Origin of the sequence: Paracoccus sp. C2R09, assembly GCF_018860625.1 — a bacterium.
In the GTDB taxonomy this organism is placed as follows: Bacteria; Pseudomonadota; Alphaproteobacteria; order Rhodobacterales; family Rhodobacteraceae; genus Paracoccus.
In genome coordinates, this window is sequence record NZ_JAHKQB010000014.1 from 182,229 (window position 1) to 205,831 (window position 23,603).

The window sequence follows — 23,603 nt, forward strand, 5'->3', positions numbered from 1 at the left end:
CTTGCCTGATATCGGTCACGACCATATCACCGGGCGTGAACAATAAAACCCTGACGTTGGTCCGCGTCCCCCTTCGGGCGGATATGCGGCACGTCTGCATCGAAAGGTCCGCGCGGACGTGAAAGCCCAGATCCACATCGCCCTGATCGCCGCCCTGATCACCGGGGCCTGCGCGTCCCAGCCGCGCATGCAGGACGGCGTGCTGATCGACGACCCCTACGAGGCGCAAAACCGCAGGGTCCATGCCTTCAACAAGGGGCTGGATGCGCATGTCGTGGGTCCGGTCGCGAACCGGCTGAAGGGCGACCCGGCCAAGGCCGCACCCGCCCCGCAGCCGGGCGATCCCATCGGACCCGTGCGCATGATCGCCAATGCCGGGCGCAACCTGTCCCTGCCGGGCAAGGCGCTGAACGGGCTGCTGCAGGGGCGTCCGGGCAATGCGGGGCGCAATGCGCTGCGGTTCGCGACCAACACGACAGTGGGGCTGGGCGGCCTGTTCGACCCGGCCACCGACAGTTTCGGCTGGACCGAACGCGACACCGATTTCGGCGAGACGCTGGCCGTCTGGGGCACCCCCGAGGGGGCCTATCTGGAGCTGCCGGTCCTCGGACCTTCCACGGTGCGCGACACGGCAGGGCGGGTGGTCGACATCCTCATCGACCCGCTGGCCCAGGTTCTGGACGCGCCGCAGCGGCGTGCCGGCTTCGGGCTGCGCGTCGCGTCGAAGGCCGCGGATCGCGCCCGCTTCGGCGATACGATAGACGGCATCCTGCAGGGCAGCGCCGACAGCTATGCCCAGACGCGGCTCATCTGGCTGATGAACCGCCGCCACGACCTAGGAGAGCAAAGTGCAGATTTCGATCCTTACGAAGACGCAGCCGCGATCGATCCCTATGAATGACCGCCGCGGATTCCTGGGCCTGATCGCGTCGGGGGCGGCGCTGATCGCGGCCCCGGCCCGGGCGCTGGATGCGAACGGGGCGCGGTCCCTGATCGACCGGTCCCTGGCCGAGGTCTATGCCGTGATCAATTCCGGCAAGGCCCCCGCGCAGATGTATCGCGATTTCGAGGGCATCTTCGCCCGCCATGCCGATGTGGACGTGATCGCGCGTTCCGCCCTGGGGCCGACGGCCCGCCAGATCGATGCGGCACGGTTCGCGGCCTACAGATCGGCCTTCCAGGGCTATATCGGGCGCAAATACGGCAAGCGGTTCCGCGAATTCATCGGCAGCCGGATCGAGGTGACGGGCTCGCGTCCGCTGAAAAGCTTCTATGCCGTGTCCTCGACCGCCTATCTGAACGGACGCGCCCCGATGGAGGTGGAATGGCATGTCTCGGACAAGTCCGGGCGCGACCTGTTCTTCAACATCATCATCGAGGGCGTGAACATGCTGGCCAGCGAACGGGCCGAGATCGCGGCGATGCTGGCGCGGCGTAACGGCGACGTGGCCGCCCTGACGGCCGATCTGCAGCAGGCGGGCTGATCCTCGACCCTTGAACGCCGCGCAACGAAAAAGGCGGGCCGCGATGGCCCGCCTTTTGCATGTCTTGGGGGGTCAGGTCAGTTCCCGCCCAGGATCCCGTTCAGCGCGCGTGACAGCGCATCGTCGCTGTTCGATCCGTTGCTGCTGCCGGGCGTGGCGTTGCCCGGATTGGCTGCGGGCGCTTCGCCCCGGCGTTCGGCCTCGACGGTGTTCATGACGCCGGCCAGTGCCGCGGCCAGCGGATCGTCGGCCGATCCCGAGGTCACGACGCGCGGGGTCGTGTCGCCCTGCGACATGATGATGCCGCTGCCATCGGGCGACACGGTCGACAGCGCCAGTTCGGGCAGCCCCTCGTGGATCTCGGACATGACGGCCTGCCAGATCTCGGCCGGAAGACCGCCGCCGGTCACGCCCGACAGGGGGGTGTTGTCGTCGTAACCCATCCAGACGCCGGTCACGTACTGCTCGGTGAAGCCCACGAACCAGGCATCGCGATAGCTGCTGGTCGTGCCGGTCTTGCCCGCGACGGGGCGGCTGCCCAGGCTGGCGCGTCCGCCGGTGCCCTCGGTGATGACCTTCTGCATCATGTAGATCAGCTGACCCGCCGCGCGCTGGCTGATGACGCGGTCGCCGAAGCCGCCTGTCTGGCCCATCATCGGCCGGTCGTCGCCGCGCATCGTCAGGTCGATCACCCCATAGGGTGCGACCGAGGTGCCACCGTTGCGGATGCCCGCATAGGCGCCGGTCAGTTCCAGCAGCGTCGCCTCGGACGCGCCCAGCCCCAGCGAGGGACTGCGGGTCAGGTTGCTGACGATGCCGAAATCATGGGCCACGCGGATGACGGCGTCGCGGCCGACCATCTCCTGCAGGCGGATCGTCGCGACGTTCAGCGACTGCGCCAGCGCGGTGGCCATGGTGACGGTGCCGTGGAAGCGGCGGGTATAGTTCTGCGGCGACCAGCTCTTGCCGCCCGGGATGCGGATGGTCAGCGGGCTGTCGTCGATCCGGTCGGACGGCCCGTAGCCGGCCTCCAGCGCCGCGGCATAGACAAAGGGCTTGAAGGACGAGCCGGTCTGGCGCCGCGCCTGGGTCGCGCGGTTGAAGGCGCCGTTGACCGTGCTGTCGCGCCCGCCGATCATCGCGCGGATCGCACCGTCGGCGGACATGACGACGACGGCGGCCTCGGCCTCGGATCCGTCCTTGACCTTCTCGTCGAAGACGCGCTGTAGGGCGCGCTCGGCCGCGCGCTGGATGCGCTGGTCGAAGGTGGTGCGGATGGTCACGTCCTCGGTCGTCTCGCTGGTCAGGAAGCCGGGGCCGGATTCCATCAGCCAATCGGCGAAATATCCGCCCGCCCGCGCATCGGCGGCCTGCGACAGGGTCGCGGGATTGGCCCGCGCCTCGGCCAGCTGCTGATCGTCGATATAGCCCTGTTCGGCCATCAGCCCCAGCACGACATTGGCGCGTTCCTGCGCGCGTTCGATGCTGGCGGTGGGCGCATAGCGGCTGGGCGCGACCAGAAGGCCCGCCAGCATCGCGGCCTCGGCGGGTTTGACCTGACTTGCGGGCTTGTTGAAGTAGCGCTGGCTTGCGGCTTCGAAGCCGCGCGCGCCGCCGCCCAGATAGGACCGGTTCATGTAGATGTTGAGGATGTCGTCCTTGCCGTATTTCGCCTCCATGGCGAAGGCGAAGGGGACTTCCTTGATCTTGCGCCACAGGCTGCCGACGCGGCAGGCGGCCTCGAACTCGGCCTCGTTCTTGTATTTGGTCGGGTCGAAGGTCTCGCCCAGGCACAGAAGCTTGGCGACCTGCTGGGTGATGGTCGAACCGCCATGCCCTTCCAGCGGGCCGCGCCCTTCGGCCATGTTGATCTTGATGGCGCTGGCGACGCCGCGCGGGCTGACGCCGAAATGGCGATAGAAGCGGCGGTCCTCGGTCGCGATGACCGCATGCTTCAGGACCGGGGCGATCTGGGTGCTGTCCACCGCGCCATAGGTCTCGCCGCGCCATGCGAAGACGCGGCCGTCGCGGTCCAGCATGGTGACCGATCCGCGCGCGCGGCCGTCGAACAGGGCCTCGGCCTCGGGGAGGCTGGCATAGAAATAGGCCGTCGCGGCCCCCACGAGCAGCACCACCGTCATCGCCAGCCGCCAGACCGACCCCCAGAGGATGCGCCAGACGAGCGAGACGAAGCCCACGATCCAGCCGACCGGACCGCGCTTCTGGCGACGCGGCTTGTGACGGCGCACCTTCTTCTCGGCAGGTTTGCCTGCTGCCGCGCTGCGCTTGTCGGCAACGGGGCTCTTGCCCGAGCGGGGCGGGGTTCCGGTGGGTCGTTTCATGCCAAGGGTGCCTGCGTGACTGCCTGCCGGTTCTGCCGGCGTGATTGGCCGCAACCTACATGAGTTTCACCTGCAGGGGAATTCCATTGGCCAATTCGTGATCTGCCGGCCCGCCCTTCGGGGGATTCCCGCCGGTCGGCGGATTCCGTCCCGCCCGACGCCCCCTTTGCATGATCGGCGGGCATATCTGCGTGCCGATCATGCGGACGTGGCCCGTTAGGCGGGCAAGCAGCGCGGAATCTGCACATTACCAAGGCAGATCGCGTTTCCGTGGGCCTGCCCGACGGGCACATCTTTGCCCGATTGACGCAATTGCCGATGAAAAGGGCGATGGCAGCCGGACCGGCGGCTGTGGCACGAAGCGAGGTTTCAAATATGCAAAAGACCCTTCCGCTCATCGCGACACTTGCGACGCTGGCAGCCTATCCTGCTGCCGCCCAAGATGCCGCGGCGCCCGCGGAGGCGGCTGTCGCCGTAAGTGCGGATGTCGCCTATATCTTCAATACTCTGCTGTTCCTGATCGGCGGCTTCCTGGTCATGTGGATGGCCGCGGGCTTTGCCATGCTGGAAGCGGGTCTCGTCCGTTCCAAGAACGTGACCACGCAGCTGTTCAAGAACATCTCGTTGTTCGCGATCGCGGGCATCATGTATTGGCTGATCGGCTACAACCTGATGTATCCGGGCGAATGGACCATGCCGGGCATCATCGGCGAGATCCTGAGCCCCAAGGGCATCGACCCCGTCGGCGCGGGCGTGGCCGATGACGGCTATTCCTCGGGCTCGGACTTCTTCTTCCAGCTGATGTTCTGCGCCACCACCGCATCCATCGTCTCGGGCACCCTGGCCGAGCGCGTGAAGCTGTGGCCCTTCCTGATCTTCACGGTCGTGCTGACCGGCGTCATCTATCCGATCGAGGCCAGCTGGCAGTGGGGCGGCGGCTTCCTGAGCGAGATGGGCTTCTCGGACTTCGCAGGTTCGACCCTGGTCCACGCGGCAGGCGGCTTCGCGGCACTGGCGGGCGCGATCGTCCTGGGCGCACGTCACGGCAAGTATCGTCCCGACGGCCGCATGCAGCCGATGCCCGGTTCGAACCTGGCACTGGCCACGTTGGGCACGTTCATCCTGTGGCTGGGTTGGTTCGGCTTCAACGGCGCGTCGCAGCTGGCCATCGGGTCGGTCAATGACGCTGCCGATGTCAGCCGCATCTTCGTGAACACCAACATGGCCGCATCGGCCGGTGCCGTGGCCGCCGTCATCGTGACGCAGCTGGTCTATGGCAAGATCGACCTGACCATGGTGCTGAACGGCGCGCTGGCAGGCCTCGTGTCGATCACCGCCGAGCCGCTGACCCCCACGATCTTCGCCTCGATCCTGATCGGCGGCGTGGGTGGTGCGATCGCCTGCTTCGTGGTCCCGATGCTGGACAAGATGAAGATCGACGACGTGGTCGGCGCGATCCCGGTCCACCTGGTGGCGGGCATCTGGGGCACGATCATCGTCCCGGCGACGAACCCCGAGACCAGTTTCGTCACCCAGGCCATCGGCATCGTCTCCATCGGCGCCTTCGTCTTCGTGGTCAGCTTCATCATCTGGTCGATCCTGAAGGCCACCATGGGCATCCGCGTCAGCAAGGAAGCCGAGATCACCGGGCTCGACATCTCGGAGATGGGGATGGAAGCCTATCCGGACTTCGTCCAGGCGAAGTGATCGCCGGACATCACGGGTCTCTTCCCGAGAAGGGGGCGGGTCGCGCAATGCGGCCCGCCCCTTCGGTATTCGGGGCGCGACTTTCGGGGCGCGACAACGCAAGAAGGCCCGCCGTGATGGCGGGCCTTCGGATTTCCGGCAGGGTTATCGGTCAGGCGATCCGGGCGACCACGAAATCGGCCAGCTCGGCCAGCATGTCGCGGATCGGATGTTCGGGCAGGACCTGCAGGGCGTTGCGCGCCTTGGCCGCCCAGGCCAGCGCATCGCGCCGCGCATCGGTCATCGCATCGTGCCGGGACAGCAGATCCAGCGCATGGTTCAGATCGCCCGGCTGCTGATCGCCCTTCTCGATGGTGCGCGACCAGAAGGCGCGTTCCTCGGGGGTGGCGCGGGCCACGGCCTTGATCACCGGCAGCGTCAGCTTGCGTTCGCGGAAATCGTCGCCGATATTCTTGCCGGTCGCCTCGGACATGCCACCGTAATCCAGAAGGTCGTCCACGATCTGGAAGGCGATCCCCAGCGCATCGCCGTAATCGAACAACGCGCGGACCTGCGCATCGGGCACGCCCGCGATGACGCCGCCGACCTCGGTCGCGGCAGAGAACAGCGCCGCCGTCTTGCCGCGCACGACCTGCAGATAGATGTCCTCGTTCGTCGCAAGATCCTGCGCCGCGGTCAGCTGCAGCACCTCGCCCTCGGCGATGGTGGCAGCGGCGTTCGACAGGATCTCCAGCGTGCGCATGCTGCCGGGTTCGACCATCAGCTGGAAGCTGCGCGCGAACAGGTAATCGCCCACCAGCACGCTGGACTTGTTGTCCCACAGCAGGTTCGCCGTCGGACGCCCGCGGCGCTGGCGGCTTTCATCGACGACATCATCATGCAGCAGCGTGGCGGTATGGATGAATTCGACCGTCGCGGCCAGATGCACGTGATAGGGGCCGCCATAGCCCAGCAGCTTGGCTGCGGCCAGGGTCAGCATCGGGCGCAGGCGCTTGCCGCCGGCGTCGATCAGATGGGCGGTCACCTCGGGGATACGCGGCGCATGCTTGCTGGCCATGCGATCGCGGATCAGCGCGTTCACGGCCTCCATCTCGGGGGCCAGCGCCTCGGCCAGCCGATCCAGTGGTTTGCGGACGTTTTCCTGCACAGTCATCACATCATCCCGTGTCTGCGCCCTCGCATTGCCACGCCATCGACAAATGCGCAACCGCCGCATAACGTCGCGACCATGAAAGAGCTTTTCCGCAGCAACGATCCCGTGCGCATTTCCGCAGCCCAGAGCCTGCTGGAAGCCGAGGGGATCGCGACCTTCCAGATGGACCAGCACATGAGCGTTCTGGAGGGGTCGATCGGCATCCTGGCGCAGCGCGTCATGATCGCGGATCGCGACGAATTCATGGCCCGCGCGATCCTGCGCGATGCCGGCCTGGATGAGTGACCTTCGCCGGGACGGGTTCCTCGGCGGGCGTCTGCAGCTGTGGCAGCCCGCGCGGGGATATCGCTCTGGCGCGGATGCCGTGATGCTGGCCGCCGCCTGTGCCGCGGAACCGGGCGATCGCGTGCTGGAACTGGGGTGCGGGGCGGGGGTGGCAAGCCTCTGCCTGGGCGCGCGGGTGCGCGATCTGCGGCTGACCGGGTTGGAGCGGCAGCCCGATTATGCGGCGCTGGCGCGTCGGAACGCGGCCGAAAGCGGGATCGAGATGCAGGTGCTGGAGGGCGATCTGGCATTGCCGCATGCCGATCTGCGCGGGGCGGGCTTCGATCATGTCATCATGAACCCGCCCTATTTCCTGGGCGGGACGCCGGCGCCCGATCAGGGCCGCGCGACCGCCCGGACCGAAGAGACTCCGCTGGACCTCTGGCTGGACGCGGCCCTGCGGAGGCTGCGTCCCAAGGGGTGGCTGACGGTCATCCAACGCGCGGACCGGCTGGACCGGCTGATCGCAGGGTTGCAGGGGCGGGCAGGGGCGATCGCCGTCCTGCCCGTCGCCGCCCGCGAGGGGCGAGAGGCCGGTCGCGTGATCGTCGCGGCGCGCAAGGGCGCACGCGCGCCCCTGCGCCTTCTGGCCCCCTTCGTGATGCATGCGGCCCTCCGCCACGAGGCCGATGGCGAAGACATGACCCCGGCCGCGCAGGCGGTTCTCCGCGAAGCGGCGCCAATTCGCCTCTGAATTGCGAAAGCCCCGTGACAGAATCGTCAAAGCATGCTGCACTGATCCTGTTCGAACCACTTGGAATGGAGGACGTGATGTCGGTTGCTTCGCATGTCGAGGAACTTCGCCGCAAACATCAAAAGCTTTCGGATGCTGTTGAAAGGGCTCAGAAAAGTCCTGGAAGCAGCGACCTCGAACTCTCTGCGCTGAAACGCGAGAAACTGCGTCTCAAGGAACAGATATCCAGATACGCCCACTGATCCCCCCCCATCGTGACATTCCCATGAAAAAGGCCCGCGCAAACAGCGCGGGCCTGCTTCGTTCCGGGGCGCAGGGGCTCAGATGTAATACTGGCCACCATTCGCGGTGATCGTCGATCCGGTGATGAAGCCCGCATCGTCGGATGCCAGGAACACCACGCAGCGGGCGATCTCGTCGGGTTCGCCCAGGCGGCCGACGGGGATCTGCGCGACGATCCCTTCGCGCACCTGTTCGGGCACCGCCATCACCATGTCCGTCGCGATATAGCCGGGGCAGATCGCGTTGACGGTGATGTTGTTGCGCGCGCCTTCCTGCGCCAGCGACTTGGTGAAGCCCAGATCGCCCGCCTTCGCAGCGGCATAGTTGGCCTGCCCGAACTGACCCTTCTGCCCGTTGATCGAGCTGATGTTGATGACGCGCCCGAACTTGCGTTCGCGCATCCCCGGCCAGACCGGATGGGTCATGTTGAAGGTGCCGGTCAGGTTGGTGTCGATCACGTCCTTCCATTTCTCGGGTGTCATCTTGTGGAAGGGGGCGTCGCGGGTGATGCCCGCATTGTTCACCAGCACCTCGATCGGGCCCAGCTCTTCTTCGACCTGAGCGATGCCGGCCTTGCAGGCATCGTAATCGGCGACCGACCACTTGTAGGTCTTGATGCCGGTTTCCTCGGTGAAGGCGCGGGCGGCATCGTCATTGCCCGCGTAATTCGCGGCGACGGTATAGCCTGCCTCTTTCAGCGCCTTGCAGATCTCGGCGCCGATGCCGCGCGATCCGCCTGTGACCAGTGCAACCTTGGACATGGTTCCCCCTCCTTATCCCTATGGAATATTGCTACTCAAATAAATTCCCGCGCGCAATTAAATTGCGCGCGGAGTAGGGTTTACCGTTCCAGGCACATGGCCACGCCCATGCCGCCACCGATGCACAGCGTGGCAAGGCCCTTCTTGGCGTCGCGGCGCTGCATCTCGAACAGCAGGGTGTTCAGGATGCGGCAGCCGGATGCGCCGATCGGGTGACCGATGGCGATCGCACCGCCGTTCACGTTCACGATGCTCGGGTCCCAGCCCATGTCCTTGTTCACCGCGCAGGCCTGGGCCGCGAAGGCCTCGTTCGCCTCGACCAGGTCCAGATCGCCGACCGACCAGCCGGCCTTTTCCAGCGCCTTGCGGCTGGAGGGGATGGGGCCGGTGCCCATGATGGCGGGGTCCAGACCCGCCGTGGCATAAGAGGCGATGCGCGCCAGCGGGGTCAGCCCGCGACGTGCGGCCTCGTCCTCGGTCATGACCATGACGGCGGCGGCACCGTCGTTCAGGCCGGAGGCGTTCCCCGCCGTGACCGAGCCTTCCTTGGCGAAGGCGGGGCGCAGCTTCTGCATGCCTTCCAGGGTGGCGCCGTGGCGGATGTATTCGTCCTTGTCGACGACCGTGTCGCCCTTGCGGCCCTTCACCGTATAGGCGACGATCTCATCGTCGAAGCGGCCGGCATTCTGCGCGGCTTCGGCCTTGTTCTGCGAGGCCAGCGCGAATTCGTCCTGCTGGTCGCGGCTGATCGACCACTGGTCGGCGACGTTCTCGGCGGTCTGACCCATGTGGTAACCGTTGAAGGCATCCCACAGCCCGTCGCGAATCATGGTGTCGATCATCTTCATGTCGCCCATCTTCTGGCCCGCGCGCAGATATGCCGCATGGGTGGACAGCGACATGCTCTCTTGGCCGCCGGCCAGCACGACCTGCGCATCGCCCAGAACAACCTGCTGCGCGGCCAGCGCCACGGCGCGCAGACCCGATCCGCAGACCTGGTTGATCAGCCATGCGGCGGATTCCTGGGGCAGACCCGCATTGATATGCGCCTGGCGTGCGGGGTTCTGACCCTGTGCGGCGGTCAGCACCTGGCCCAGGATCGTCTCGCTGATCTCGGCCGGATCGACACCTGCGCGGGAAACGACCTCGCGCAGGACGGCGGCCCCCAGATCATGCGCGGGGACGTTGGCGAATGCGCCCATGAAACTGCCGACGGGTGTGCGTGCGGCTGAGACGATTACGGCTTTGGACATTGCGGGCTCCTTCCCTTCCGTGCCGGTCGGGGCCGGCCTCCGGCATCAGGATGCGGGTTGGCGACGCTACGTCAAGTGTTGTCTGGAAACAGTCCGATGACGGCCCGACGCCTCAGCGCGTGGCAAGCGAGGGCGGCTTCTTCCACGGCGGGGCGATGGTCGGCGCACCGAAATAGTAGCCCTGCATGCAGTCCACGCCGATATCGATCAGGAAGGCGGCATCCTCGGCGGTCTCGACCGATTCCGCGACGGTGAACATGTCGAAATGATGGGCGATGGATTGCAGCGCGCGGGTCAGCACCTGGTTGTCCGGGTTGTCCGAGATCTCGCGGATGAACTGCCCGTCAATCTTGATCATGTCGAAGCAGAAATCGCGCAGGTAGCGGAACGAGGTATAGCCCGCCCCGAAATCGTCGAGCGCAAGGCTGACGCCATGGGACTGCACTTCGGACATGAAGCCCTGCACCTCGTGCGGCATGCCCATCGCGCTGCTTTCGGTGATCTCCAGGATCAGCCTTTCGCCCAGGGTGGGATCCTCGGAAATGCCGCGGCGCAGGGTTTCCATCCAGCGGGGATAGAGGATGGACCGCGCGGACATGTTGATCGACAGGCGCAGGCCCGGATCCTCGGCCAGGGTCTGCAGGCCCAGGGACAGCGACAGGCAGTCGATCTTGCGGCCCAGTTCGGTCTTTTCGGCCTGGGGCATGAAATCGCGCAGGGGAACGAGGCGGCCGGTCTCGTCGATGATGCGGATCAACCCTTCGTAGAAGGCGGGGGTGCGGGTGCGCTGCGACTGGACGATGGGCTGGAAGGCCAGCACCGCGCTGGCCCGGTCCACCGCCATCGTGACCGCCGACAGGGTCAGGCTGTCCTGCTGGCGGATCGCATTCTCCAGCGGGGAAGAGTTCTCGGGGTATCTGTCGGTCACGTCGCGCCTCATTCCTTCGTCGGGTCCCGGCCTTCATCGGGTCCTGGCCTGCTTGCAGTCTGCGCATCATGCCTTAACCTCGGTTGAATCGTCAGGGCTTTCTGGAAATTGGGTTAACCCATGGTTGAACGCTGCGGCTGGTGCGGCACCGACCCGTTGTATGTCGAATATCACGACCGCGAATGGGGCGTCCCCGAACGCGATCCCCGCGCCCTGTGGGAGGCGCTGACCCTCGAGGCGTTCCAGGCCGGGCTGAGCTGGATCACCATCCTGCGCAAGCGCGAGGGGTTCCGGCAGGAATTCGACGGCTTCGACCCCGAACGCGTCGCCGCTTGGGATCAGGCGCGGATCGACCGCGCGCTGCAAAACCCCGGCATCATCCGCCACCGCGCCAAGATCGAGGCCGCGGTGCGGGGTGCGCGCGCCTTCCTGCGGATCGAGGCCGAACGCGGCTTCTCGCCCTGGATGTGGAGTTTCGTCGGCGGCGATCCGATCCGCAATTCGCCCGCCGACCTGTCGCAGGTGCCGGCGCAGACTCCCGAATCGCAGGCCATGTCCAGGGCGCTGAAGCGCGAGGGCTTCGGCTTTTGCGGGCCGGTGATCGCCTATGCCTTCATGCAGGCCACGGGCATGGTGGACGACCATGTCGCCACCTGCCACCGGCACGGCGCGATCAGCCTTCGGTAAGCTGACCGATCAGGGTCTTGGCGGTCTCCGAATCCCATTCCGCATCGCCGATATAACGCGCGACCTCGTTGCCGTCGCGATCCAGCAGGACCGTCACCGGCAACCCCACGACGCCCATGTCGCGGGCCAGCTGCTGGCGCGGATCCAGAAGCACGGGCAGGTCGGTCACGCCCACCTCGTCGAAGAAATCGTCGATGCGCGCGGGGGCGTTGCGGCCCGTGGCGATGGTGACGACCTCGAAATCCTCGCCGCCCAGATCCTTCTGCAGGTTGTCCAGGGCGGGCATCTCCTCGCGGCAGGGGGCGCACCAGGTGGCCCAGAAGTTCACCAGCACGACCTTGCCCTTCCAGTCGCCAAGCCGGTGTTCGCCCCCGTCGCGATCGGTGAAGGTGACGTCGCTGACGGCAGGTGCGTCATCGGCCACCACCAGCTTGGGCAGACCGGCATCCTTGGCGGCCTGCCAGTCCGGTTCGGCATAGGCGGCATTTGCACCGAGTATCAGTGCCGTATAAAGCAGGGCGGAACGCAGCATTGGACCTCCGAAGGACAGACAGATGACCGACCGGCCCGACAGCAACGACGCCGCCAACAGCATGTGGGGCGGGCGCTTCGCCGCCGGTCCCGATGCGATCATGGAGGCGATCAACGCCTCGATTGGATTCGACCGGCGCCTCTATGCCCAGGACATCCGGGGCAGCCGGGCCCATGCGGCGATGCTGGCCGCACAAGGTATCATCAGCGATAACGATGCGACAGCCATCAGGGAAGGCCTGCTCACCGTCTTGTCAGAGATCGAGGCCGGGAATTTCCCCTTCCGCACTGCGCTGGAAGACATCCACATGAACGTGGAGGCCCGCCTGAAGGAGATCATCGGCGAACCCGCGGGCCGTCTGCACACGGGCCGGTCCCGGAACGACCAGGTCGCGACCGATTTCCGCCTGTGGGTCCGCGACCAGTGCGACGCCGCGATCGAGGGGCTGGAATCCGTGATCCGCGCCTGCCTGGGCCAGGCCGAGGCGGGGGCCGATTGGGTCATGCCGGGCTTCACCCATCTGCAGACCGCCCAGCCCGTGACTTGGGGCCATCACATGATGGCCTATGTCGAAATGCTGGGCCGCGACCTGTCGCGCTTTCGCGATGCGCGGGCGCGGATGAACGAATCGCCCCTGGGCGCCGCGGCGCTGGCGGGCACCGGATACCCGATCGACCGTCAGGCGACCGCCCGCGACCTGGGCTTCGACCGCCCGATGGCCAACAGCCTCGATGCCGTCAGCGACCGCGATTTCGCGCTGGAATTCCTGTCCTGCGCCTCGATCTGCGCCGTCCACCTGTCGCGCCTGAGCGAGGAACTGGTGATCTGGTCCTCGGCCCAGTTCCGCTTCGTGTCGATGTCGGACAAGTGGTCGACCGGGTCGTCGATCATGCCGCAGAAGCGCAACCCGGATGCCGCGGAACTGATCCGCGCCAAGATCGGGCGCATCCTGGGCGGCACGGTCGCGCTGTTCACGGTGATGAAGGGCCTGCCCTTGGCCTATTCCAAGGACATGCAGGAGGACAAGGAACAGGTCTTCGACGCAGCCGACAACCTGCTTTTGTCGCTGGCCGCCATGTCGGGCATGATCACCGACCTGACCGCCAATCGCGACCGGCTGGAGGCTGCGGCAAGCGCGGGCTTTTCCACCGCGACCGACCTTGCCGATTGGCTGGTGCGCGAACTGGGGCTGCCCTTCCGCGATGCCCATCACGTGACCGGATCGCTGGTCGCCATGGCCGAGACGCGCGGGATCGACCTGCCGGACCTGACGCTGGCCGACATGCAGTCGGTCCATCAGGGCATCACCGATGAGGTCTTCGGCGTGCTGGGGGTCCACAATTCGGTCGCATCGCGCCAGAGCTATGGCGGAACCGCGCCCGACCAGGTCCGCGCCCAGATCGCCCGCTGGAAGGAGAAGCTGGCATGACCCGCATCATCTGCATCATGGCGCTGCTGGCGCTGGCCGCCTGCGGCGTCGACGGCGCCCCCGAACGCCCCGCCAAGCCGGCGCAATCCGGTATCACCATCAGCGGCGATGCCCGTATCGGCATCGCGACCGAGTAGTCCATGGATCATTTCCTCTATCGCGACGGCGCGCTTCACGCCGAGGACGTGCCCCTGACCCGCATCGCGGCCGAGGTGGGCAGCCCCGTCTATGTCTATTCCGCGGCCACGCTGCGGCGGCATTTCGGCCTGTTCCGGCAGGCGCTGGACTGGACGGACCACCTTGTCTGCTTCGCGGTCAAGTCGAACAGCAACCTGGCCGTGCTCAAGCTGATGGGCGACATGGGCGCGGGCATGGATGTCGTCTCGGGCGGCGAATATGCACGGGCCCGCGCGGCGGGCGTGCCGGGCGACCGGATCGTGTTTTCGGGCGTGGGCAAGACCCGGACCGAGATGCGCCAGACCATCGAGGGCGGCATCCGCCAGTTCAACATCGAGAGCGAGCCCGAGATGCGGGTCCTGTCGGAAGTGGCCGCCAGCATGGGCGCGACGGTTCCCGTGGCAATCCGGGTGAACCCCGATGTCGATGCCAAGACCCATGAGAAGATCGCGACGGGCAAGTCCGAGAACAAGTTCGGCATCCCGATTTCCCGCGCGCGCGAGGTCTATGCCGAGGCCGCGTCCCTGCCGGGGTTGAAGGTCGTCGGCGTGGACGTGCATATCGGCAGCCAGCTGACCGATCTGGACCCGTTCCGCGCCGCCTATGCCAAGGTCGCGGAACTGACGACCATGCTGCGCGCCGAGGGGCACGAGATCACGCGCCTGGACCTGGGGGGCGGCCTGGGCATCCCCTATCGCCGCGACAACAACGCGCCGCCGCTGCCCATCGAATACGGGCAGGTGATCCGCGATGCCGTCGGACATCTGGGCTGCGAGATCGAGATCGAGCCGGGTCGCAACATCGTCGGCAATGCCGGCGTGCTGCTGAGCGAGGTCGTCTATGTCAAGAACGGCGAGGATCGCGATTTCCTGATCGTGGACGCGGCGATGAACGACCTGCTGCGTCCGGCCATGTATGGCGCGCATCACGACATCGTCGCCATCCGCGAACCGGGCGTGGGCGCGCAGGTCCGTCCCTATGACGTGGTGGGCCCCGTCTGCGAATCGGGTGACACCTTCCAGAAGGGCGCGCAGCTGCCCGTGCTGGAGGCGGGCGACCTGATCGCCTTCCGTTCCGCCGGGGCATATGGCGCGGTCATGGCGTCGGAATACAATTCCCGCCCCCTCGTCCCCGAGGTGCTGGTCGATGGCGATCAATTCGCCGTTATCCGCGCCCGCCCGACATATGAGGAGATGCTGGCCCGGGATAGCATCCCGGAATGGCTTTGATCCGGCGCATTCCTGCCCGAGACCGGCCGGGGGCCACGCGCCCCCGGACGACTGACGAATTCATCCCCGACACCCGATTGCAGCGCGCCCTGCGCCTGACCCGCATAGGGCTGGTCTGGGAACGCGCGATCACGGCCTTCTGGCCGCTGGCCTGCCTGCTCGGGATCGCCTTTGCCGCGATGTGGGGCGGGCTGGTCGCCGCCGTGCCTGCGGGCGTCCTGCCCTGGATCGGCGGCGTCTGGCTGGCCGCCACGCTGGCCGCCGCCGTGCATGGCGGGCTGCGCCACCGCCGCGTCCTGGCGCCCGAGGCGTCCGACCGGCTGGATCGCAGCCTGCCGGGCCGTCCGCTGGCCGCGCTGAACGATCGCCCCGCGATCGGCGATGCGGGCCCGCTGTGGCAGGCGCATCTGGACCAGATGCGCGCGCTTGCGGCCCGTGCCCGCGCGGTCGCCCCCGATGCGGACCTGTCGCGGCGCGACCCCTTCGCGCTGCGGCTGGCGGCGCTTCTGGCACTTGCGATGGCGCTGATCTTCGGCGGTGCCGAACAGATGGGGCAGGGCATCCGCGCCATGGCCGCCACCGTCCTGCCGCGCGCCGCGCTGACCGAGACGACGCCCACCGGCCCCGAATGGGAAGGCTGGGCCGAACCCCCGGCCTATACCCGGCGTCCCGCGATCTATCTGAACGCCCTGCCCGAGGGAGAGGTGCTGGAACTGCCCAAGGGCAGCCGCGTCAGCCTGCGGCTCTATGCCAATGACGTTCCGGTCGCCCAGGACATCGCGCCGGGAATGACGGGAGAGGCCGATCAGCCCGAACTGACCGCCGATCGCAGCGGCACGTTGGGGGTCGGCGGGCGCGAATATGCGATCACGGTGCTGCCCGATGCGGCCCCCGTCATCGCCGCGGGCGATATCCCGCAGCGCCGCGCCGACGGGCGGATGGTCCAGGGCTTCAGCACGCAGGACGATCACGGTGTCGCCGCCGCCGAGGCCCGGATCGACCTGGACCTGCCTGCCGTCAACCGCCGCTTCGGTCTGGCCGTCGATCCCGAACCGCGCGATCCGGTCACGCTGCCACTGCCGCTTCCACGGGGCGACCGGCAGGACGTCGCGGGCGAACTGACCGCGGATCTGGCGCGGCATCCTTGGGCGAACCTGCCGGTGACGCTGCGCCTGCGCGCATTGGACGGCATCGGACAGGAGGGGCTGTCGGCCCCCCGCGCGATGGATCTGCCGGGGCGCCGCTTCTTCGCGCCGATGGCCGCAGCCCTGATCGAGCTGCGCCGCGATCTGCTGTGGTCGCGCGAAAATGCCCGCCGCAGCGCCGAGATCCTGCGCGCCCTGACCTGGCAGCCCGAAGGTTTCGTCGAACCCGACCTCTATTCCGAATTGCGCGGCGCGGTGGGTCTGCTGGAGGGCGACGCCTTCGATGCCGATGCCCGCGACCGCCTTGCCGATGCCCTGTGGGAGGCGGCGGTCCTGCTGGAGGATGGCGGGCTGACCGACGCGCTGCAGCGGATGCGGGATGCCCAGGAACGCCTGTCCGAGGCGATCCGCAACGGGGCCAGCCCCGACGAGATCCAGCGCCTGATGGACGAGCTGCGCGAGGCGACCGACGCCTATACGCAGATGCTGGCGGAACAGGCCCAGCCCGAGGACATGACCGACACCCCCGACCGGGGCGATCGGCAGGATGCCCAGATCACCGGCGATCAGCTGCAGCAGATGATGGACGAGATCCAGCGCCTGATGAACGAGGGCCGCATGGCCGAGGCGCAGCAGATGCTGGAACAGTTCAACCGGCTGATGGAGAATATCGAAGTTCGCCAGCAGCAGGGCCAGCAGGAGGGCGAGGGGCGCCAGGGCAGTCAGTCCATGAACCGGCTGGCCGACACCCTGCGCGACCAGCAGGAGCTGTCGGACGAGGCCTTCGGCCAGATGCAGCAGGGGCAGGGCGGATCGTCCGACCTTGCCGACCGCCAGCGCGACCTGCGCGAGGAACTGGGCCGCCAGCGCGAACTGATGCCGGGCGAGGGCTCGGAGAATGGCGACGAGGCGCGCCGCCGCCTGGACGAGGCGGGTCGCGCGATGGAGGAGGCCGAGCAGGCGCTGCGCGACGGCGATCCCTCCGGGGCGATTCGCAGGCAGGCGGATGCGATCAATTCCATGCGCGAGGGGATGCGATCAATGGCCGACATGCTGGCGCAAGAAGGACAGGCGGGGCAGCCTGGCCTGCCCGAGGACGGCCAGGGCGAAGGCCAGGAGGGCCAGGGTCAGGCATCGCGCGGACAGCAGGGCAGCGATCCGTTGGGGCGCGAGCCGGGCAATAGCGGGGGCGTGGCGCAGGGCGGCGATGTCGCGCTGGACCAGGAGGATCGTCGCCAGCGCGCCCGCGAATTGCTGGACGAGATCCGGCGCCGCAGTGCCGACGACAAGCGCCCGACCGAGGAACGCGATTACCTGGGCAGGCTGCTGGACCGCTTCTGAACGGGCCTCAGCCGCGCAGCAGGCTGGCGGCGCGTCCGTCCAGCCAGGACCGCGCGCGATCCAGACCGCCATGCCACTGCATCAGAAGATCCGAGATCGCGGTCCCGGATTCGAGCCGGGGGGCCACGACATAGATCGCGACCACCGCCGCCGCGAGGCCCAGCATCAGCGCCATCCCCGCCGCATAGGAGCCGCGCTTGGCAGGGGTCGCGGTCGGCAGATCCTCGGCGGGCTGTTCCGCGGCCGGGGCCGGTGTCGGGGCCGGGGGCATCGGCGCGGGCGCAGGCTTCAGCGGCACCTTGGCTGTCGGCTCGGGGCAGGGCGGCACCACGCGCGCCGCCGTCTGCGGCGCGGGCGCGGGCGCGCGCGGGGCGGGTTCGGCGGGGGGCAGCGGTTCGGCGGGCGCCTGCGGGCGGTGACGGATGACCCTGGTGCCGGCGGGCGTCGTCGTGGTGGCGGCCGCGGGCAGGGTGACGGTGGTGGCGGGCCAGTCGGTTTCGAACGGCTCGCTGCAGATGGGGCGGAAACGGGTCTGCCCCTCGGCCTCGCGCAGGCGGCGTTCGTGTTCGACCTCGTCCTTGAGGAACTGCAGCATGTCGGGGGCCAGCCGCTTGCTGGGCATGACCGCCTGACGTTCGGGCTCGGCAGTCGGGGCCTGAATCGCGTCCGACAGATGCGCCAGCCACACCCGGCCGCAATCCGTGCACTCCACCTCGCGGCCCGATTCGGGGATCGCGGAGGCCGGCAATGCATAGTCCGACCCGCATCCCGGGCAGATCAACCTGATTTCAGCCATGGCACCCTCGCAATCGTCCTGCGGCTGTTTTATCAAGCGTCAGCCCGGCTTCCAAGCATCCGGGCGCAGGGCTCGCATCAAGACGGGCCGATTTCGAACGATGAGGTGGCGCTTGATCGAGATGCGGGACGTCGGTTTCGGCTATCAGGGCCAGGCCGAGCTATTGTCGGACATGAACCTGAGCCTTCAGGCAGGGATGTTCCATTTCCTGACCGGGCCCTCCGGGGCGGGCAAGACCACGCTTCTGCGGCTGTGCTATGGCGACCTGATGCCAAGCTCGGGCCGGATGAGCCTGTTCGGAGAGGAACCCCGATCGCTGGACCGCGACGCGGTGGCCGATCTGCGGCGCAGGGTGGGCGTGGTCCACCAGGACCCGCAATTCCTGGACCACCTGCCGGTGGCCGAGAACATCGCGCTGCCCCTGACCATCGCCGGAGAGCCGGTGGACATGCAGGCCATGCGCGACCTTCTGGGCTGGGTGCAGCTGCAGGGCCATGCCCGCGCCCTGCCGCCGTCGCTGTCGGGTGGCGAAAGGCAGCGGGCCGCGCTGGCCCGTGCCGTGATATTGTCGCCCGACGTGGTTCTTGCGGATGAACCCACGGGCAATCTGGACTGGGAGATGTCCATGCGGCTGATGCAGCTGCTGATCGAGCTGAACAAATCGGGCAAGACCGTCTTGGTCGCGACCCATGACCTGAACCTGATCCGCGCCACCAAGGCGCAGGTCACCGCGCGAGTGCTGCGCATCTCGGGCGGCACGCTGCATCTGGCGGGGGCCGATCTGTGATGGGTGCCGATCTGAGAACGCTGAACCCCATCGCGCTGTGGCGCGGCCTGTTCGGGTCCGAGGTGAATGGCAGCGACCGCATCGTCCCGCCCACCGGCTTTACCGCGCAGTTGACGCTGTTTTCCGCGGGCGCGATGGCCTTCCTGGCCGTCTTCGCGCTGGCGCTGGCTCTGGCGACGGGTCGGCTTGCGGAACGCTGGTCGTCGGACCTTGCGGGCGCTGTCACGATCCGCGTCAGTGCCCCGGCGGGCGAACAGGAGGCCCGCGTCCAGTCGGCGCTGCAGATCCTGCGCACCACGCCCGGCGTGGGTCAGCCGCGCCAGCTGCCCCCCGAGGAACTGGCCGCCCTGCTGGAACCCTGGTTCGGACCCGACATGCCGGTCGATGCGCTGCCCATGCCCGCGCTGATCGACCTGCCGGTCGAAAGCGCCGATTTCGACCCCGAGGGTCTTCGCCTGCGGCTGGAAGCCGAGGCGCCGGGATCGGTGCTGGACGATCACACCGAATGGCGGCGTCCGCTGATCGCGGCGGCCAAGCGGCTGAAGTTCCTGGGGATCGTGTCGCTGATCCTGATCGCTGCGGCATCGGCCGCGATGATCACGCTGGCGGCCAAGGCGGCGCTTGCGGCGAATGGACAGGTTATCCGCGTCCTGCGCCTGATCGGCGCGCGCGACCTGACCATCGCCACGGCCTTCGTGCGGCGCTTTACCCGGCGCGCGGCGGCGGGGGCCACGGTGGGCACCGCCGCCGGGATGCTGGGCATCGCGATCCTGCCCTCGGCCGAACAGGCGGGCGGGTTCCTGACGGGGCTCGGGTTCCAGGGGCTGGGCTGGCTGCTGCCGCTGACCATTCCGCTGGTCGCCGCCGCGGTCGGCTTCTTCGCCACCCGTTGGGCCGCGCTGAAGATGCTGGAGGCCGTGAGATGAGCGATTACCGTCCCGGACCGCTGACCGCGCTGCAATATCTGCGCAACGTCACCTTCTATGTGCATGCCGCGATCGCGACGCTGCTGATCGGGGTGTTCGGGATCGTCAGCCTGCGGGACGGGCGCCGCGGGGCGAACCGGGTCGCGGATCGCTGGATCGCGCATCTGGTCTGGGCCGCGCGGCTGCATCTGAACCTGCGCTGCGAGGTGCGCGGCACGCCCCCCACCCATGACGTCGTCGTCGCGGCCAAGCACCAGTGCTTCTGGGACATCCTGATGATCGCCCATGCGGTGCCCCGCCGCGCCTTCATCATGAAGCGCGAGGTGATGCGCGTGCCGGTCGTGGGCTGGTTCGCCTGGAAGGTCGGCTGCATCCCGATCGACCGCCGCAAGGGCAAGGACGCCATGTCCGCGATCTCGACGCAGATCAACCAGCGGATCGCGGGCGACGGGCTGGGGCAGCTGATCATCTATCCCGAAGGCACGCGGACCCTGCCGGGCGAACGCCGCCCCTACAAGCACGGGGTCGCGACGATCCGCGCCAGCTCGGGGCTGCCGGTGATCCCGGTGGCGGTGAATACCGGCCTGTTCTGGCCGCGCTCGGGCTGGGGGATCCGGCCGGGCACCGCCATCATCGAGTTCCTGCCCGCCATCGACCCCGACCTTCCGCGCGGCGGGTTCCTGCCGCGCCTCGAGGCCGAGATCGAGACCGCCTCGGACCGCTTGATGGCCGAGGCGGGGTTCACGCCGATCGCGGATCAGCGCAGCTCGTAATAGCGCGGAACATGCGGCCCTTCCGGGGGCAGGCCGATATCGCGCCGCATATGCGGGCTGAGGTGATAGGGATCGGGCGGCCTCGGCCGCCTTTTCCGTGGCATCAGCAGCGCGCGCAGCATGGCCCATGCGACGGCGCTTGCGCCGTGGCGGAGGATCAGGCGGTGCATGGCGGGCATCAGCGGCCCGTGGCCGGGGTGCATCTCTGCGATCATGGTCTTTTCTCCTGGCGATGAAGGGATTCCCCCCCTTGGCATCGCGTTCCGGTCTTTGGATGTGGAAATGCAGCGCATGCGGCATCGGCCCCGGCAAAAGGGGTCATGCGGTCATGTCATCTGCGGTAATTGCCCGTGGGGCGGCGTTCAGCGTCGGTTCGACGTCCGGACGGTGGCCCCTTGTCGGAGTTGCTGTGCGGTATGGTTCATCCAGCCCCTCCTTCGTTCACGACATTTCGGGCAGGGCGGAGCGTTGCCGCGTTCCGCCCGTCGCGCAAACGAAAAAGCGCCACTAGCGGTGCTTGCAGGCCCGCTGTGGCGCTTTGGTCACGTTTTCGCGAAGCTCGTTCAGCCCAGGCCGACCGAGCCCATCTTCAGGAACTTCTCGCGGCGGTCCTTGACCAGTTCCTCGGGGGACTTGCCCGACAGATCGTCCAGCATGGCCGCGATCTCGGTGCCGACGGCGGCGATCGCGTCGGCGGGCGCGCGCTGCGCACCGCCCATCGGTTCGCCGATGATGCGGTCGATGATGGCCAGCTTCTTCAGGTCCTGCGCGGTCAGGCGCAGGGCCTCGGCGGCTTCGCGCATGCGTTCCGCGTCCTTCCACAGGATCGAGGCGCAGCCCTCGGGCGAGATGACCGAGTAGATCGAATGTTCCAGCATCGCGATGCGGTTGGCGGTCGCGAAGGCCACGGCCCCGCCCGATCCGCCTTCGCCGATCACGACCGAGACCAGCGGCACGCCGACCTGCAGGCATTTCTCGGTCGAGCGGGCGATGGCCTCGGACTGGCCGCGTTCCTCGGCACCCTTGCCGGGATAGGCGCCGGGCGTGTCCACCAGGGTGATGACCGGCAGGTTGAACCGATGCGCCATGTCCATCAGGCGGATGGCCTTGCGATACCCCTCGGGGCGGGCCATGCCGAAATTGTGGTGGATGCGGGACTTGGTGTCGTCGCCCTTCTCGTGGCCGATGACCACGCAGGGCTTGTCCTGGAACCGTGCAAGGCCGCCCATGACCGCATGGTCGTCACCGAAGGCGCGATCGCCCGCAAGCGGCGTGTATTCGGTGAACAGCGCGGCGATGTAATCGCTGCAATGGGGGCGGTTCGGGTGGCGGGCCACCTGCGCCTTACGCCAGGGCGTCAGGCTGGAATAGAGTTCCTTGAGAAGGTCGCGGGACTTCTTGTCCAGCGCCGCGGCCTCCTTCTCGACATCGACGGCCCCGTCATCCTTGCGGCCCATGGCGCGCAGTTCCTCGGCCTTGCCCTCGATATCGGCAAGCGGCTTTTCGAAATCAAGATAGACCATCAGGAGACGCCTCTGGGGTTCTGTTTCGCTGGCTGTATAAGCAAGGCCCGTGCCGGTTGCAACGCGGGCCGCCTATTGCAGGTCGCCGAAGGCCTGCTGCAGGCGGGCCACGGCCTGGGTCACGCGGGCACGCGGCGTCGCGATGTTGAAGCGCAGGAACTGATCGCCCCCCAGCCCGAAGGTCGCGCCGTGATTGGCGGCGATGCGCGCCGAGGACTGCACCCGGTCGGTGAATTCGGCAGGCGTCATCCCCGTCCCCGAGAAATCGACCCATGACAGATAGGTCGCCTGCAGCGGCATGGACCGCAGGCCGGGGATCGCCGCGATGCCTTCGTCGAAGACGCAGCGGTTGCCGTCCAGGTATTCGACCAGCGCATCGACCCAGGCCGCCCCTTCGGGCGAATAGGCCGCCGCCACCATGTCCATGCCCAGCATCCCGGGCGAGATGCCCCGCGCGGCCAGCGCCCCCTGGAACCGCGCGCGCAGTCCCGCATCCGCGATGATCGCGTTGCCGATATGCGCGCCCGCGATGTTGAAGGTCTTGGTGGCGGCGGTCAGCGTGATCAGCCGGTCGGCGATCTGGGGCGCCACCGTCGCGATCATCCGGTGCGGGCCGCAGCCGGGCATCACCAGGTCGCAATGAATGTCGTCGGACAGCAGGATCAGGTCGTGGCGCAGGCAGAACTCGGCCACCTCGGTCAGTTCCTCGGCCGTCCAGACGCGACCGCCCGGATTATGGGGCGAACACAGGATCATCAGCCGTTCGTGGCCTTTCAGCATGCCCTCCCATGCCTGCCAGTCGAAGCCGTAGATCCCGTCACGCTCTGCCAGCGGCAGTTCGACCAGGTCGCGCCCGGATGCCTTCACGACGCGCCCGAAGGCGTGATAAACGGGCGACATCACGATCACCCCGTCGCCCGGCGCGGTAAAGGCGTCCAGCGTCATCGCGACGCCGTTGACCAGCCCCGCGCAGGTCAGGATCCAGGACGGATCGATCCGCCAGCCGTGGCGTTCGGCCATCCACCAGCAGATCGCGTCCAGATAGGGCCGGTGCCGCCCCGGATAACCGTAGATGCCATGCGCCGCGATCCGTTCGACCGCCTGCTGCACCGCATGGGGCGGACGGAAATCCATGTCCGCGACCCACATCGACAGCCCGTCATCGGGCGATACGCCGTAAGCCGCCTCCATGTCGTCCCACTTGCTGCAATGGGTGCCGGTGCGGTCGATGATCTCGTCGAAGTCGGGCTTGTGCATGCTGTCCCCGCTGCATGTTGCGATCCTGCCCCTGCATACGCCGGATGTTGCCTATGGTGAAGGCTTGGCTTAT

Annotated in this window: 24 protein-coding genes; 14 read left to right on the top strand and 10 right to left on the bottom strand. The window is 67.7% G+C overall.

Going from position 1 to position 23,603, the window contains the following annotated elements; all coding sequences use genetic code 11:
• Window positions 1-118: 118 nt before the first annotated feature.
• Window positions 119-901: a VacJ family lipoprotein gene (locus KO490_RS04935; RefSeq protein WP_303462843.1), complete on the top strand. Its 783-nt coding sequence runs from the start codon at window positions 119-121 to the stop codon at window positions 899-901.
• Window positions 894-1,484, top strand: a complete 591-nt coding sequence (locus tag KO490_RS04940) for a phospholipid-binding protein MlaC (RefSeq protein ID WP_216018283.1) — start codon at window positions 894-896, stop codon at window positions 1,482-1,484. Before KO490_RS04935 ends, KO490_RS04940 begins: the two co-directional genes overlap by 8 nt.
• Before the next feature lie 77 nt (window positions 1,485-1,561).
• Here the strand turns inward: KO490_RS04940 and KO490_RS04945 are convergent, their stop codons facing one another.
• The gene (locus KO490_RS04945) at window positions 1,562-3,826 is read right to left on the bottom strand and encodes a transglycosylase domain-containing protein (protein ID WP_216018284.1); all 2,265 of its coding nucleotides are present in this window, start codon (window positions 3,824-3,826) and stop codon (window positions 1,562-1,564) included.
• 375 nt (window positions 3,827-4,201) lie between these two features.
• Here KO490_RS04945 and KO490_RS04950 point away from each other — a divergent pair, with 375 nt between their 5' ends.
• Window positions 4,202-5,533 carry an ammonium transporter gene (locus KO490_RS04950; RefSeq protein WP_216018285.1) on the top strand — a complete coding sequence of 444 codons (1,332 nt, stop codon included), beginning with the start codon at window positions 4,202-4,204 and terminating at the stop codon, window positions 5,531-5,533.
• Window positions 5,534-5,684: 151 nt separating this feature from the next.
• Here KO490_RS04950 and KO490_RS04955 read toward each other — a convergent pair whose 3' ends face one another.
• Window positions 5,685-6,686 carry a polyprenyl synthetase family protein gene (locus KO490_RS04955; protein ID WP_216018286.1) on the bottom strand — a complete coding sequence of 334 codons (1,002 nt, stop codon included), beginning with the start codon at window positions 6,684-6,686 and terminating at the stop codon, window positions 5,685-5,687.
• A 75-nt stretch (window positions 6,687-6,761) separates the two neighbouring features.
• Between KO490_RS04955 and KO490_RS04960 the strand changes: the two genes are divergently transcribed.
• From KO490_RS04960 to KO490_RS04970, 3 genes are all read left to right on the top strand, one after another.
• Complete coding sequence (locus tag KO490_RS04960) at window positions 6,762-6,971, top strand: DUF2007 domain-containing protein (RefSeq protein ID WP_216018287.1); 210 nt, start codon at window positions 6,762-6,764, stop codon at window positions 6,969-6,971.
• Window positions 6,964-7,704, top strand: coding sequence for a tRNA1(Val) (adenine(37)-N6)-methyltransferase (locus KO490_RS04965; protein ID WP_371822270.1), 741 nt, complete (start codon window positions 6,964-6,966; stop codon window positions 7,702-7,704). The genes KO490_RS04960 and KO490_RS04965 overlap by 8 nt, the downstream gene beginning before the upstream one ends.
• Before the next feature lie 77 nt (window positions 7,705-7,781).
• Window positions 7,782-7,946, top strand: a complete 165-nt coding sequence (locus tag KO490_RS04970) for a YdcH family protein (RefSeq protein WP_216018289.1) — start codon at window positions 7,782-7,784, stop codon at window positions 7,944-7,946.
• Between the two features lie 78 nt (window positions 7,947-8,024).
• Here KO490_RS04970 and KO490_RS04975 read toward each other — a convergent pair whose 3' ends face one another.
• The 3 genes from KO490_RS04975 to KO490_RS04985 all read right to left on the bottom strand — a co-directional run bounded on the left by KO490_RS04975 (window position 8,025) and on the right by KO490_RS04985 (window position 10,940).
• Complete coding sequence (locus KO490_RS04975; protein ID WP_216018290.1) at window positions 8,025-8,747, bottom strand: beta-ketoacyl-ACP reductase; 723 nt, start codon at window positions 8,745-8,747, stop codon at window positions 8,025-8,027.
• An 80-nt stretch (window positions 8,748-8,827) separates the two neighbouring features.
• Window positions 8,828-10,000, bottom strand: a complete 1,173-nt coding sequence (locus tag KO490_RS04980; protein WP_216018291.1) for an acetyl-CoA C-acetyltransferase — start codon at window positions 9,998-10,000, stop codon at window positions 8,828-8,830.
• Window positions 10,001-10,112: 112 nt separating this feature from the next.
• Complete coding sequence (locus KO490_RS04985) at window positions 10,113-10,940, bottom strand: EAL domain-containing protein (protein WP_216018292.1); 828 nt, start codon at window positions 10,938-10,940, stop codon at window positions 10,113-10,115.
• Window positions 10,941-11,048: 108 nt separating this feature from the next.
• Here KO490_RS04985 and KO490_RS04990 point away from each other — a divergent pair, with 108 nt between their 5' ends.
• Entirely contained in the window at window positions 11,049-11,615 is a 567-nt protein-coding gene (locus tag KO490_RS04990) for a DNA-3-methyladenine glycosylase I (protein WP_216018293.1), read from the top strand.
• Here the strand turns inward: KO490_RS04990 and KO490_RS04995 are convergent.
• The gene (locus KO490_RS04995) at window positions 11,602-12,147 is read right to left on the bottom strand and encodes a TlpA disulfide reductase family protein (RefSeq protein WP_252727014.1); all 546 of its coding nucleotides are present in this window, start codon (window positions 12,145-12,147) and stop codon (window positions 11,602-11,604) included. The two genes, KO490_RS04990 and KO490_RS04995, sit on opposite strands and share 14 nt — an antisense overlap.
• A gap of 22 nt (window positions 12,148-12,169) precedes the next feature.
• Between KO490_RS04995 and argH the strand changes: the two genes are divergently transcribed.
• Genes argH through KO490_RS05015 form a run of 4 tightly spaced genes read left to right on the top strand, consistent with a single transcriptional unit; the run spans window position 12,170 to window position 17,468 of the window.
• Window positions 12,170-13,576: an argininosuccinate lyase gene (argH, locus tag KO490_RS05000; protein WP_216018295.1), complete on the top strand. Its 1,407-nt coding sequence runs from the start codon at window positions 12,170-12,172 to the stop codon at window positions 13,574-13,576.
• Window positions 13,573-13,713 carry an argininosuccinate lyase gene (locus KO490_RS05005; protein WP_216018296.1) on the top strand — a complete coding sequence of 47 codons (141 nt, stop codon included), beginning with the start codon at window positions 13,573-13,575 and terminating at the stop codon, window positions 13,711-13,713. Before argH ends, KO490_RS05005 begins: the two co-directional genes overlap by 4 nt.
• Window positions 13,714-13,716: 3 nt before the next feature.
• Window positions 13,717-14,982: a diaminopimelate decarboxylase gene (gene lysA / locus KO490_RS05010; protein ID WP_216018297.1), complete on the top strand. Its 1,266-nt coding sequence runs from the start codon at window positions 13,717-13,719 to the stop codon at window positions 14,980-14,982.
• Window positions 14,973-17,468, top strand: a complete 2,496-nt coding sequence (locus KO490_RS05015) for a DUF4175 domain-containing protein (RefSeq protein WP_216018298.1) — start codon at window positions 14,973-14,975, stop codon at window positions 17,466-17,468. Before lysA ends, KO490_RS05015 begins: the two co-directional genes overlap by 10 nt.
• A 7-nt stretch (window positions 17,469-17,475) precedes the next feature.
• Here KO490_RS05015 and KO490_RS16595 read toward each other — a convergent pair whose 3' ends face one another.
• A complete protein-coding gene (locus KO490_RS16595) occupies window positions 17,476-18,264 on the bottom strand; it encodes a zinc-ribbon domain-containing protein (protein ID WP_216018299.1) in 789 nt (262 codons plus the stop codon).
• A gap of 112 nt (window positions 18,265-18,376) precedes the next feature.
• On the opposite strand from KO490_RS16595, the gene KO490_RS05025 reads away from it, so the two are divergent.
• From KO490_RS05025 to KO490_RS05035, 3 genes are read left to right on the top strand one after another with little or no spacing between them, the layout of a single operon-like run.
• Window positions 18,377-19,051 (top strand): cell division ATP-binding protein FtsE, encoded by a 675-nt coding sequence (locus KO490_RS05025; RefSeq protein WP_216018450.1) that lies wholly within the window; start codon window positions 18,377-18,379, stop codon window positions 19,049-19,051.
• On the top strand, window positions 19,048-19,977 hold the full coding sequence (locus KO490_RS05030) for an ABC transporter permease (RefSeq protein WP_303462855.1): 930 nt from the start codon (window positions 19,048-19,050) through the stop codon (window positions 19,975-19,977). Before KO490_RS05025 ends, KO490_RS05030 begins: the two co-directional genes overlap by 4 nt.
• Window positions 19,974-20,750 (top strand): 1-acyl-sn-glycerol-3-phosphate acyltransferase, encoded by a 777-nt coding sequence (locus tag KO490_RS05035; protein WP_216018300.1) that lies wholly within the window; start codon window positions 19,974-19,976, stop codon window positions 20,748-20,750. Before KO490_RS05030 ends, KO490_RS05035 begins: the two co-directional genes overlap by 4 nt.
• Here the strand turns inward: KO490_RS05035 and KO490_RS05040 are convergent.
• The 3 genes from KO490_RS05040 to KO490_RS05050 all read right to left on the bottom strand — a co-directional run bounded on the left by KO490_RS05040 (window position 20,735) and on the right by KO490_RS05050 (window position 23,530).
• The gene (locus KO490_RS05040; protein WP_216018301.1) at window positions 20,735-20,965 is read right to left on the bottom strand and encodes a hypothetical protein; all 231 of its coding nucleotides are present in this window, start codon (window positions 20,963-20,965) and stop codon (window positions 20,735-20,737) included. The two genes, KO490_RS05035 and KO490_RS05040, sit on opposite strands and share 16 nt — an antisense overlap.
• Before the next feature lie 348 nt (window positions 20,966-21,313).
• On the bottom strand, window positions 21,314-22,273 hold the full coding sequence (locus KO490_RS05045) for an acetyl-CoA carboxylase carboxyltransferase subunit alpha (protein ID WP_216018302.1): 960 nt from the start codon (window positions 22,271-22,273) through the stop codon (window positions 21,314-21,316).
• 72 nt (window positions 22,274-22,345) lie between these two features.
• Window positions 22,346-23,530: a MalY/PatB family protein gene (locus tag KO490_RS05050; RefSeq protein WP_216018303.1), complete on the bottom strand. Its 1,185-nt coding sequence runs from the start codon at window positions 23,528-23,530 to the stop codon at window positions 22,346-22,348.
• Between the last annotated feature and the right edge of the window lie 73 nt (window positions 23,531-23,603).

Bases quoted from the DNA above. Each gene is read 5' to 3' on its own strand.
- KO490_RS04940 (WP_216018283.1), top strand. From the start codon at position 894: ATGAATGACCGCCGCGGATTCCTGGGCCTGATCGCGTCGGGGGCGGCG.
- KO490_RS04945 (WP_216018284.1), bottom strand. From the start codon at position 3,826: ATGAAACGACCCACCGGAACCCCGCCCCGCTCGGGCAAGAGCCCCGTT.
- KO490_RS04950 (WP_216018285.1), top strand. From the start codon at position 4,202: ATGCAAAAGACCCTTCCGCTCATCGCGACACTTGCGACGCTGGCAGCC.
- KO490_RS04955 (WP_216018286.1), bottom strand. From the start codon at position 6,686: ATGACTGTGCAGGAAAACGTCCGCAAACCACTGGATCGGCTGGCCGAG.
- KO490_RS04960 (WP_216018287.1), top strand. From the start codon at position 6,762: ATGAAAGAGCTTTTCCGCAGCAACGATCCCGTGCGCATTTCCGCAGCC.
- KO490_RS04965 (WP_371822270.1), top strand. From the start codon at position 6,964: ATGAGTGACCTTCGCCGGGACGGGTTCCTCGGCGGGCGTCTGCAGCTG.
- KO490_RS04970 (WP_216018289.1), top strand. From the start codon at position 7,782: ATGTCGGTTGCTTCGCATGTCGAGGAACTTCGCCGCAAACATCAAAAG.
- KO490_RS04975 (WP_216018290.1), bottom strand. From the start codon at position 8,747: ATGTCCAAGGTTGCACTGGTCACAGGCGGATCGCGCGGCATCGGCGCC.
- KO490_RS04980 (WP_216018291.1), bottom strand. From the start codon at position 10,000: ATGTCCAAAGCCGTAATCGTCTCAGCCGCACGCACACCCGTCGGCAGT.
- KO490_RS04985 (WP_216018292.1), bottom strand. From the start codon at position 10,940: ATGAGGCGCGACGTGACCGACAGATACCCCGAGAACTCTTCCCCGCTG.
- KO490_RS04990 (WP_216018293.1), top strand. From the start codon at position 11,049: ATGGTTGAACGCTGCGGCTGGTGCGGCACCGACCCGTTGTATGTCGAA.
- KO490_RS04995 (WP_252727014.1), bottom strand. From the start codon at position 12,147: ATGCTGCGTTCCGCCCTGCTTTATACGGCACTGATACTCGGTGCAAAT.
- argH (WP_216018295.1), top strand. From the start codon at position 12,170: ATGACCGACCGGCCCGACAGCAACGACGCCGCCAACAGCATGTGGGGC.
- KO490_RS05005 (WP_216018296.1), top strand. From the start codon at position 13,573: ATGACCCGCATCATCTGCATCATGGCGCTGCTGGCGCTGGCCGCCTGC.
- lysA (WP_216018297.1), top strand. From the start codon at position 13,717: ATGGATCATTTCCTCTATCGCGACGGCGCGCTTCACGCCGAGGACGTG.
- KO490_RS05015 (WP_216018298.1), top strand. From the start codon at position 14,973: ATGGCTTTGATCCGGCGCATTCCTGCCCGAGACCGGCCGGGGGCCACG.
- KO490_RS16595 (WP_216018299.1), bottom strand. From the start codon at position 18,264: ATGGCTGAAATCAGGTTGATCTGCCCGGGATGCGGGTCGGACTATGCA.
- KO490_RS05035 (WP_216018300.1), top strand. From the start codon at position 19,974: ATGAGCGATTACCGTCCCGGACCGCTGACCGCGCTGCAATATCTGCGC.
- KO490_RS05040 (WP_216018301.1), bottom strand. From the start codon at position 20,965: ATGATCGCAGAGATGCACCCCGGCCACGGGCCGCTGATGCCCGCCATG.
- KO490_RS05045 (WP_216018302.1), bottom strand. From the start codon at position 22,273: ATGGTCTATCTTGATTTCGAAAAGCCGCTTGCCGATATCGAGGGCAAG.
- KO490_RS05050 (WP_216018303.1), bottom strand. From the start codon at position 23,530: ATGCACAAGCCCGACTTCGACGAGATCATCGACCGCACCGGCACCCAT.